General features: G+C 45.3%; 7 protein-coding genes, 1 tRNA gene and 1 pseudogene. 1 reads left to right on the forward strand and 8 read right to left on the reverse strand.

Annotation, left to right across the window (positions count from 1 at the left end):
- From L5M18_RS22055 to L5M18_RS22075, 5 genes are all read right to left on the reverse strand, one after another.
- On the reverse strand, positions 1-169 hold a 169-nt coding region (locus L5M18_RS22055; protein ID WP_263179741.1), incomplete at its 3' end, for a transposase.
- 69 nt (positions 170-238) lie between these two features.
- The gene (locus L5M18_RS22060; RefSeq protein ID WP_263198620.1) at positions 239-1,441 is read right to left on the reverse strand and encodes a tyrosine-type recombinase/integrase; all 1,203 of its coding nucleotides are present in this window, start codon (positions 1,439-1,441) and stop codon (positions 239-241) included.
- 357 nt (positions 1,442-1,798) lie between these two features.
- A tRNA-Ser gene (locus L5M18_RS22065) sits at positions 1,799-1,886 on the reverse strand.
- A gap of 213 nt (positions 1,887-2,099) precedes the next feature.
- Positions 2,100-4,094: a methyl-accepting chemotaxis protein gene (locus tag L5M18_RS22070; protein WP_263198621.1), complete on the reverse strand. Its 1,995-nt coding sequence runs from the start codon at positions 4,092-4,094 to the stop codon at positions 2,100-2,102.
- A 286-nt stretch (positions 4,095-4,380) separates the two neighbouring features.
- Positions 4,381-5,013 carry a YchE family NAAT transporter gene (locus L5M18_RS22075; RefSeq protein WP_006081420.1) on the reverse strand — a complete coding sequence of 211 codons (633 nt, stop codon included), beginning with the start codon at positions 5,011-5,013 and terminating at the stop codon, positions 4,381-4,383.
- 318 nt (positions 5,014-5,331) lie between these two features.
- Here L5M18_RS22075 and adhE point away from each other — a divergent pair, with 318 nt between their 5' ends.
- On the forward strand, positions 5,332-7,935 hold the full coding sequence (gene adhE, locus L5M18_RS22080) for a bifunctional acetaldehyde-CoA/alcohol dehydrogenase (protein WP_263198622.1): 2,604 nt from the start codon (positions 5,332-5,334) through the stop codon (positions 7,933-7,935).
- Positions 7,936-8,144: 209 nt separating this feature from the next.
- Here the strand turns inward: adhE and L5M18_RS22085 are convergent, their stop codons facing one another.
- The 3 genes and pseudogenes from L5M18_RS22085 to tnpA form a co-directional block, all read right to left on the reverse strand.
- The gene (locus L5M18_RS22085; protein WP_263198623.1) at positions 8,145-9,080 is read right to left on the reverse strand and encodes a M14 family metallocarboxypeptidase; all 936 of its coding nucleotides are present in this window, start codon (positions 9,078-9,080) and stop codon (positions 8,145-8,147) included.
- 161 nt (positions 9,081-9,241) lie between these two features.
- On the reverse strand, positions 9,242-9,700 hold the full coding sequence (locus L5M18_RS22090) for a GNAT family N-acetyltransferase (RefSeq protein ID WP_105252309.1): 459 nt from the start codon (positions 9,698-9,700) through the stop codon (positions 9,242-9,244).
- 152 nt (positions 9,701-9,852) lie between these two features.
- Positions 9,853-10,036: pseudogene (gene tnpA / locus L5M18_RS22095) on the reverse strand (IS200/IS605-like element ISSod23 family transposase); the annotation flags it as partial.

The raw sequence follows: 10,036 nt of genomic DNA on the forward strand, positions 1-10,036 counted from the left end.
TGCCACCCTGGCGTTCTAGTTTTAACTGTCTCACCCATTTATCCATAGTGGACTTACCTACGTTCATCGCCTTTGCAGCTTCGATGATGCTATGGTTTTTATCGAGGACTAATTGGGCTGCTTCAAGTTTGAATTCAGCACTAAATGTTTTTCTGGTTGTCGATCTCATGTGTTCACCTAAAGTCATCTACGAGGTAATAATATCACCTCTATTTAGGTGGCCAAAATTAGTGTGCCACTACAAAGAGCCAACTGCTGCAGTGGCAATATGATTGCTCCACCACTCCATTAACTTGGTCCGTCGCTCTAGATAGGTAGTGCGATTATAGGCGCTGCGGATTTGGTTTTTATCTACGTGGGCTAACGCGGCCTCAATGACATCACCATCAAAGCCCTGTTCGTTTAAGGTAGTGCTCGCCAGCGAGCGTAAACCATGACCCGTTGTTCTTCCCTTTAATCCCATCCGCCCTAATGCTTTGTTGATGGTTTCTGGATCTGTGTGCTTTTTGGGATCTTTAGATGACGGAAAAACGAATTGGCTTTGTTCACTAATCGGCTTAACAGTTTCGAGTATCGCAAGGGTATGCTCTGTAAGCGGGATAATATGCTCACGATTCATTTTCATGCGTGATTCAGGAATAGTCCAAAGTTTGGCATCAAAATCGATTTCTTCCCAACGGGCTCCGGCCGCTTCATTTGGCCTGGTCATTGTGTGCAATTGCCATTCAATCAAACACCGGGTCGTTAACAATAAATTGGCGTTTGCGACGGTCTGCAGTAATTCAGCTAGCTCTGCTGGTTTTAATGCCTTCAGATGCTCCACTTTGCTTTTTCTAAAAACTTCTCGAATACCTGACAACGGATTGGCATGAATGTAACCAGAGTTAACCGAATAGTTCATGATTTCATTCAGTAACTGAGCGGTACGTTTAACCGTTTCAAGATGCCCCTTCTGTTCAAGGGGCTTGAGCGCGGCAATGGCTATAGGAGCCGTGAGTCTGCTAATCGCAATACTCCCCAGCTTAGGGAAGGCATACAGCTCAAGCTTGCGCCAATTGCCTTCGATGGTTTTAGCCTTAATGCTTCCCTGCTTTGAGTCCATCCACATTTGCGCAATATGCTTCAGAGTTTGAGCGTTCTCTGTTGCCGCTTTTAATTTGTTTTCAACTTTAAGTAATTGAGGGTCGATGCCTTCGGCCAAGTTTTTTCGCGCTGCTAGTGCTTTATCTCGCGCCTCAGCTAAGAATACGTCAGGGTATGAGCCTAAACCAAAATAGGTAGGTTTGCTGGTGGAGGGACGTATGTATCTAAATTCCCATGTTTTCCCTGCTGTGCGCACATAGAGATAGAGATTGCCACCATCTGACAATCTATAGGGCTTTGCTTCCGCTTTAGCATTGAGCACCGCTTTTGCAGTCAGCTTATTTGTACTTCTTCCCATACCGTTCTCCTCCCTCAAATTAAGCCCCAAAGTAATGCTTGATTTTGGCATTATTTCGCACTCTAAAATCAAGCATTACTTATCACTGAATAAATTCAGATAAATCAGGATATTACCAAGTTAAATCTGGGCTATAAAATCGAGAAAATCAAGTAAAAAAACGGCATAAAAAATGGGTATTTTTTGAAGTCAAAAGTAATGCCAAAATTTACCAAATTTCCTTGGCATTACTTTTGGCATTACTAAAGATTTCGGATGCTGTAGGATAGTATTAAACAATATAGGATTGTAAGCTATTGATTTTTATAAAAAGCAGATAAGTAAAAAGACGCCCTAGGACGTCTTTAAACTTGAATTTGGCGGTGAGAGAGGGAGTCGAACCCTCGATACGTTACCGTATACACACTTTCCAGGCGTGCTCCTTCGGCCACTCGGACACCTCACCATATCTCGATTTATGTTAGCGTGGTTAATCTTTCACGTTTAAGAATCACTAACGATTTCGTATAGCCTTGCCGAGAGGCTTTCATCGTTAACGGAGCGGTACTGTACGCAAAAGCCTAAAGGGGGTCAAGTAAAAAAGACTCAGTTTCAGGCGGTTGCACAATTGCTAAACAAACCGCCGTGATTTCTTGAATCTTTTCACCGTTTTATACCGTTAATTGACGGTAAATTTGTGTACTTCTTTTGACATTGAATTCGCGTCAAACGTCAGGGCTTTGGTCAGCTCCCTAAGCTCATCGGAGATCCTTTGAGTATTAAGGTAAATCTCACTGATCTTCAGTGCATTACGGTTTACGTCTTCGGATACCGCCGATTGCTCATGGGTTGCTGTGGCAATTTGCTCGTTCATGCGGTCAATAATGTCTACTTGCTCCACAATACGTTTCAATTCGATACCAGCCTGTTCGGCTTCATGGACACTGCTATTAGCCTGAGCTAACCCTCTGTCCATGGCTTTTACTGCAATGCTCGCTCCCGCCTTCAATCTATCTGTCATATTTTTAATGTCAGAGGTCGAGGTTTGTGAGCGCTGCGCTAAACTTCGGACTTCGTCTGCAACTACAGCAAAACCGCGGCCCATTTCCCCTGCGCGGGCAGCTTCAATGGCGGCATTAAGCGCGAGTAAATTAGTTTGCTCAGCAATACTGCTGATCACTTCAAGCACTACCACTATGCCGTGAATTTCACGATCTAAATCGTTAATGGCTTTAGAAGCTCCACTAATATCGTCGGCTAACGCTTTGATCGCTTTGCTGGTTCGGCCGACTTCGAGGTTGCCTTCTTTAGCCTCTATATTGGCGGCGGAAGACGCTTCGGATGCTTGCACTGCATTGCTGGCAATCTCGGCCACTGTTGCACTCATTTCTGTCATAGCGGAGGCCACTTGTTCTGCCTCACTGTGGCCCGCCATCACATCTTGCTCCATGGCATGGGTACAGAGATCCATTTGCGCAACAGCTTGTTGCAATTTAGCGCCACTGGAACGTACATGTAGGATCACTTTTTCAAAATCACTCATCATGTCGTTAAAGGCGATGGCGAGTTCACCGAATTCATCGGAGCTAGAGTGAGTCAGACGCACACTTAAGTCGTAATGTTTACGGGCTTGCGTGATGGTCGAATATAAGTGATGCACACTGTCATGCAAATAACGGATAACAGATAGACTCAATATCAAGACTATCGCCAATACTGAGATTAAGGTCGCGAGCACTAAGAACATTTTCTCATTCGCTAATGTTAATCTTTCATGGGTGGTATTAAGTAAATCTGCCGAGACTTGCTGTTCAAACTCACGTAATAGCTCAATCCGCGCGGTCGATTTACTGAACCACTCTTCAGGACTTTGTTGCAGGATTTTTTGATTATCTTGCTCGAATGCGATTTGACGTAACAACTCAACGTCATGCATTGCAGCTGAACTCTGTAAACGGTTAAACGAGGATAATAAATCAGAATTTGCTAGCGCTAAAAAACGCTCTTGATAGGTATTTTGCTCCGAAACCAAAGTAATAAATTTGGCATAAACCTTAGGCTTAAATCCAGCTTGGCCAAAAGTTGAGCTGAGTACCGCCCTTTCAATCCCCGCCCTTTCCTTTAATTGCAAAAAAGCACTAAAAGCCGTCGCTTTAATGGCGATTTCTTGATTAGCACCCGTTTTTGCGGTTTCATCAACTATTGTCAGTAATAACTTATTTAACTCAGTGTAATAGGCAACTTCATCGGCGACACTGATACTTAAACTATCCACCTGCGAGCGGATTGCATTTAAACGCACGAGTTGAGCGTTTAGCTCTCTAAGTTTTGGGGCAAATATCTCCGGCAGATGGTTCTCAGTGATAAATTGCTGATAGAGGCCGAGCTGCGTATCCGTTAATTGTCTTTGACCAGGAATTTTACCCGCAAACGCTTTTCCTGCTGAGCCAATAAATCCAGCACTCATGCCGCGCTCTTTTTGTAACTCATGCACTAAATTACTGTTGGTGACGGCCAGCTCGCTTAATTGCACTACTAAGGTTAAATCTTTTCTATATTCATATTTTTCAATGAGGTAAAGCGTGCCACATAAAAAACAGGCTAACAGTGGAGGCAAGACAACCATTAATAATTTTTGTTTTAGACTGAGATTACCAATCCATTGCCATTTCATAGAAATATCCTTTTAAACTTAGTTTTAGATCCAAACACCGAACACCGAACACTAGGTATAGCATAATATCAACCGTAGGACGACTAAGGTTTATGGAAATTGCGCAAGCTAATATCCTGATAAACGAGGATTTCCCCCATATTCCATCAATAGCTTAGATTTTGCTAATCGCAGAGCAAATTTAAGAAACGTCAAACAAGGATCAGATAGAAATAAAAAACGCATTGAAAATTCCAATGCGTTTTTCTAGAGAAAGGAACACTTAATACTGTGACTGAAGATGACTCTAACTGAAAAGCTGTGGGAATAATCCCTTCACACCAGCCGCAATGACTTCGATACCAATAGATAACATCAAGAGTCCCATGAGACGGGTAATCACGTTAATACCCGTTTTGCCGAGGATCTTATAAATGATAGATGCCATTCTAAACAGGCCAAAACTTACTAAACCAAACACTATCACAGTAATGAACATCGCAATAATGTTCGACAATGAATTATGCTCAGCGGCAAAGACAATCACCGAACTGATAGCGCCAGGTCCCGCCATCAGTGGCAAAGCCAAAGGCACAACCGCCACAGATTCCATCGCCGAGGATTCGCGGTCTTCCTCTTGGTTACGCTTCACTTCACCTAACTTACCTTGCAACATTGACATCGCAATAATGGCAATCAGGCTGCCACCAGCAATTCTAAAGGCAGATAACGAAATGCTGAACATATTCAGAATGTGCTGCCCCGCCACAATCGTGACTAAGAGGATCACCACAACCGCAAAGTTCGCTACTTTACCCGTGTGATTCCGCTCAGCCTCCGTTTGATGGCTCGTTAAGCTCACAAACACAGGCAACAAGCCAACCGGATTAATGATGGCAACGAGGCCAAGAAAAAATTTAACGTAAAGAGTTAACTCCAAGGGACTATCCTTATGTGCGTGTCACGCCGTCTTCATCAAAATAAGCTTGAGGGCAAGTATAGTATCTCAAGCGCTATTGACTGAAAAATGAGATTTTTGAGGTTAAATCACAACTTCGAATAATATTTAGTTATCGAAGCCGATGCATTTTCAGCGCAATTTTAAACAAACAAGTTACCCTAAGTGTAGTTTTATTACATAAAAGCACGATATTGTCGTTGATATCACACTTTCAACGCGGCTTTAGGTGTAATTTTCTACCATAAAGAGGATTTAGTGAATGCCTTGATTCACTAAATCTTTTTAGGAGTATTAATCATGACAGTGACCAATGCACAAGAACTGGATCTCATGGTCGAGCGAGTGGCCAAAGCACAAGCCGAGTATGCAACATTCAGCCAAGCGCAAGTCGATAAAATTTTCCGTGCAGCGGCCCTCGCCGCTGCCGATGCGCGTATCTCGCTGGCCAAAATGGCCGCCGCAGAAACCCGCATGGGTGTCGTTGAAGACAAAGTAATTAAAAACCACTTTGCCTCCGAATACATTTATAACAAATATAAAGATGAAAAAACCTGCGGAATTTTATCTGAAGATGTCACCTTCGGTACTATTACCATTGCTGAACCCGTAGGCATTATCTGTGGCATAGTCCCCACCACGAACCCCACATCGACTGCCATTTTTAAAGCCTTAATCAGCCTTAAAACTCGTAACGCGATCATCTTCTCGCCCCATCCTAGGGCCAAAATATCGACCACAACTGCAGCAAAATTAGTGCTTGATGCTGCCATAGCCGCGGGCGCGCCCAAAGACATTATTGGTTGGATTGATGAACCCAGCGTTGCACTATCAAATCAATTGATGACTCACCCTAAGGTGAATTTAATCCTCGCAACAGGTGGCCCTGGCATGGTGAAAGCCGCCTACTCTTCCGGCAAACCCGCGATTGGCGTAGGTGCGGGTAACACGCCTATTGTTATCGATGAAACTGCCGACATCAAACGCGCGGTCAGTTCGATTCTCATGTCGAAAACCTTCGATAACGGCGTCGTTTGTGCGTCAGAACAAGCGGTAATTGTGGTCGACAGTATTTATGAGCAGGTTAAAGAGCGTTTCGCAACCCATGGTGGCTACATGCTATCGAAGGATGAAACCGCGGCGATGCAGCACGTCATTTTAAAAAATGGCGGTTTGAATGCTGATATCGTTGGCCAAAGTGCTGCCAGTATCGCGAAAATGGCGGGCTTTGAAGTGCCACACTGGACAAAAGTGTTGATTGGTGAAGTCACCGACATTTGCGACAGCGAAGCCTTCGCCCATGAAAAATTATCACCACTGCTTGGTATGTACCGCGCCATCGACTTTAACGATGCCATGGATAAAGCTGAAGCTTTAGTCGCACTCGGCGGCATTGGCCACACATCAGGGCTTTATACCGACCAAGATACCCAAACCGAACGTGTACATGCCTTTGGTTTTAGAATGAAAACGGCGCGTATCTTGATCAACACCCCAGCCTCACAGGGCGGCATTGGCGATCTGTACAACTTCAAACTAGCGCCTTCGCTGACGTTAGGCTGTGGTTCTTGGGGTGGCAACTCGATTTCAGAAAACGTTGGCCCGAGCCATCTGATCAACAAAAAAACCGTCGCTAAGAGGGCCGAAAACATGTTGTGGCACAAGCTTCCTGCATCTATCTATTTCCGCCGCGGCAGTTTACCCATCGCGCTCGAAGAACTGAGCGATAAAAAACGCGCGCTGATCATCACAGACAGATTTTTGTTCAATCACGGTTATTGCGATGAAACCATGCGGATTTTAAAAGCCCAAGGCCTTGAAACCGAAATTTTTTACGATGTTGAAGCCGACCCCACCTTAGCCATAGTCCGTCAAGGCGCTAAGGTCGCTCAAAGCTTTAAACCCGATGTGATAATTGCGCTCGGCGGCGGCTCACCAATGGATGCGGCTAAGATTATTTGGGTAATGTACGAGCATCCAGATGTGGATTTTGCCGATCTAGCATTGCGCTTTATGGACATTCGTAAACGTATCTACAAATTCCCTAAAATGGGCACCAAAGCCATGATGGTGGCAATTCCTACCACCTCAGGCACTGGCTCAGAAGTCACACCTTTTGCGGTAGTGACAGACGAAATTACAGGTAAAAAATACCCGATTGCCGACTATCAACTCACGCCCAATATGGCGATTGTTGATCCAAATCTTGTGATGGACATGCCTAAATCCCTCACAGCCTTTGGTGGCATAGATGCGGTGACCCATGCATTAGAAGCCTATGTCAGCGTGATGGCGAATGAGTACAGCGATGGCCAAGCGCTACAAGCCCTCGACTTACTGTGCAAATATTTACCCGATGCCTACAACTTGGGTTCACAATCACCTGTCGCCCGTGAAAAGGTCCACAATGGCGCCACTATTGCGGGTATCGCCTTTGCTAACGCTTTCCTTGGGATTTGCCACTCAATGGCACACAAACTAGGCGCCGAGTTCCATCTCGCCCATGGCCTAGCCAATGCGCTGCTGATCAACAACGTAATACGCTTTAACGCAACGGATCTGCCCACTAAGCAAGCGGCCTTTAGCCAATACGACAGGCCAAAAGCCCTGTGCCGTTATGCTGCCATCGCAGATCACTTGAAACTAGGCGGAAAGACGGATGAAGAAAAAGTCGAAAAATTGCTTGAGAAAATCACACACCTCAAGAAGACGATTGGCATTCCTGCTTCTATCCAAGAAGCCGGTGTCAACGAAGCCGACTTCCTCGCCAAGTTAGATGAATTAGCCGAAGATGCGTTCGATGATCAATGTACCGGTGCCAACCCACGTTACCCATTGATTAACGAGCTGAAACAACTGTTCCTCGATAGCTATTATGGCCGTGACTATAGCGACAACAACTAGGTTATCGCCTGCCAATGCTAGGCTCGTGCTTAATAAAAGCCGCGCGACATAAATGAAGAAGCCCTCGAATGAGGGCTTTTTATTGCGTGATGTTCCGTGAATGACCTAATGCGTTAATCGATCGCACGCAAAATGACTTCACTAGCAGCTAACTCAACTGGGCATCACTCACTTACGATCACTAAGCTGAACATCACAACAAACTGTGACTAACGCTGTGCCAGTACATAATCAATGGCGCTGGTGATGGCTGCAACCTGCGCCAGATTACATTCGGCAGGCGTGGCCGTTGGGCTATCTGGGTACACTTCTGTCGTGGTGTTATAGGTACAACCCGTGACACTGCTGCAAAGCCCTAATGACTTAAGCGGATAGTTAATCACCCCGTGCTGCACCACAGTCGAGCCAATGATCTCGCCTTTCTCATCGGCAGGAGCAATGTGCGTCACTTTACTCACACTATCAATAATGGCTTTCTGAAAGGCATCCATTGAGTGCTCTGTATCACCCACAGCATAAAAACCATCTGGGATAGTACCTTTGACGTACTCTTTACCATCACGGGCGCAAAGCGCTGGACGAAATTCTAATTCATCTGAATCAGTGGTTTCATGTAAGTCCACATGCAGATCAAAACCTTGCTCTACGGATGCAACTAGAGCCATCAAGGCCGCCGATTCCTCTGCGGGGCTGTTGGCATAGAATGAACGGTTTGGATCGATAGCCTTTGGATTCCAGCGATTAATGGTCTCGTAACCCCAAGGACTCACACATACGGCAACCACTAAATTCACCCGTTGCACGTAATTCGCCGCTTCATTCGTTAAAAAGGCCAATGCGCCATGCACACCGCTGGTCTCATAACCGTGCACACCACCAGTCACGAGCACGGTTGGCTTTTGTGGATCAAACTGCTGGCTTTTTACCGCAAATAATGGGTAACGATCGGCATTAATCGATAAGGCGCCATATTGCACAACGGTAAGCCCAAGTGCCAAGAGTGCAGCTTCCATCGCCTTGAGTGGCGTCACGACATCGTCCTGATACGAACGCTTTATTTTGGCGCTTGCAAGCCATGCAGCTTTTTCAGCCTCGCCCCATTTTTCGCCTATAGTGCCGATGGGATAAAATGTTAAATTTGCCATAATTCCTCTATTTTTAGTTCTATTCGGTAAAGTTCTTTTTATTCAAGTTCTTTGCACTCTAGTGCTTTCGTTCAAACTCTTTTCGCTCAAGCTTTTTCGTTGAATTACTATTCAGTCGAATGATAGTGCTCGTGTTTGGATGATAAATGAGTACAGTCAACCTAAAGCACTAGCTGCATGGGAATATCACGGATCCCGCCGCGTTCTCGCTCGGGTCCAAGGGGCACAAAGCCAAAGCCTAAGTACACAGCCTGCGCATTCAGCGCCGAGTTCACGGTAAATATGCCCGAATTGCCTTGGGCTAAACATTGAGCTTTGGCATGTTCCCACAACATTCGCGCCACGCCTTGCCCCTGCGCATGGGAGGCGACAAAGAGATGGTATAAGTGACTATTCGCCTTCATCCCCACTACGCCTGCGAGTTGGCCTGAGTCCGTTATGGCGACATGGTACTGATAACCCATAGCAAAGTAGCTACCAATCGCCTCTATCGACATGGCATTGACTAAGATTGCAGCGCCCTCAGCAGTGCAAGTTGGGGCGATAAATTCTTGGGTTAATTGAGTGAGTAATACGCTTATTTCAGGGATGTCAGTTAAGGTTGCGGCTCGAATTTTCATCTTAACTCCTTGATTAAAAACATTTCATGACACAATAAAAAGCCAGAACAAAGTCTGGCTTTTTAAGATACTGAATCAAAAGGCACTTAGTAAAGAATCCGCCTTCTTAGAAGGCGGCTTTGACTTGCCCCTGGAAGGGGCTATTCCAAAAACTACATCATCTGCAACGACAATTGAGCCTCATGTTCCTGATCTTGTTTATCTTGATGGCGCACATATCGTCTAATGATTTCTTCATTAACACCTACTGTATCTACAAAATAACCTCTGGCCCAAAAGCTATTGCCCCATAGCTTTTTACGTACATGAGGGAATTTATTGAATAGCCTTATCGCA

Source organism: Shewanella sp. SM20 (genome assembly GCF_025654545.1).
Classification (GTDB): Bacteria; Pseudomonadota; Gammaproteobacteria; order Enterobacterales; family Shewanellaceae; genus Shewanella; species Shewanella oncorhynchi.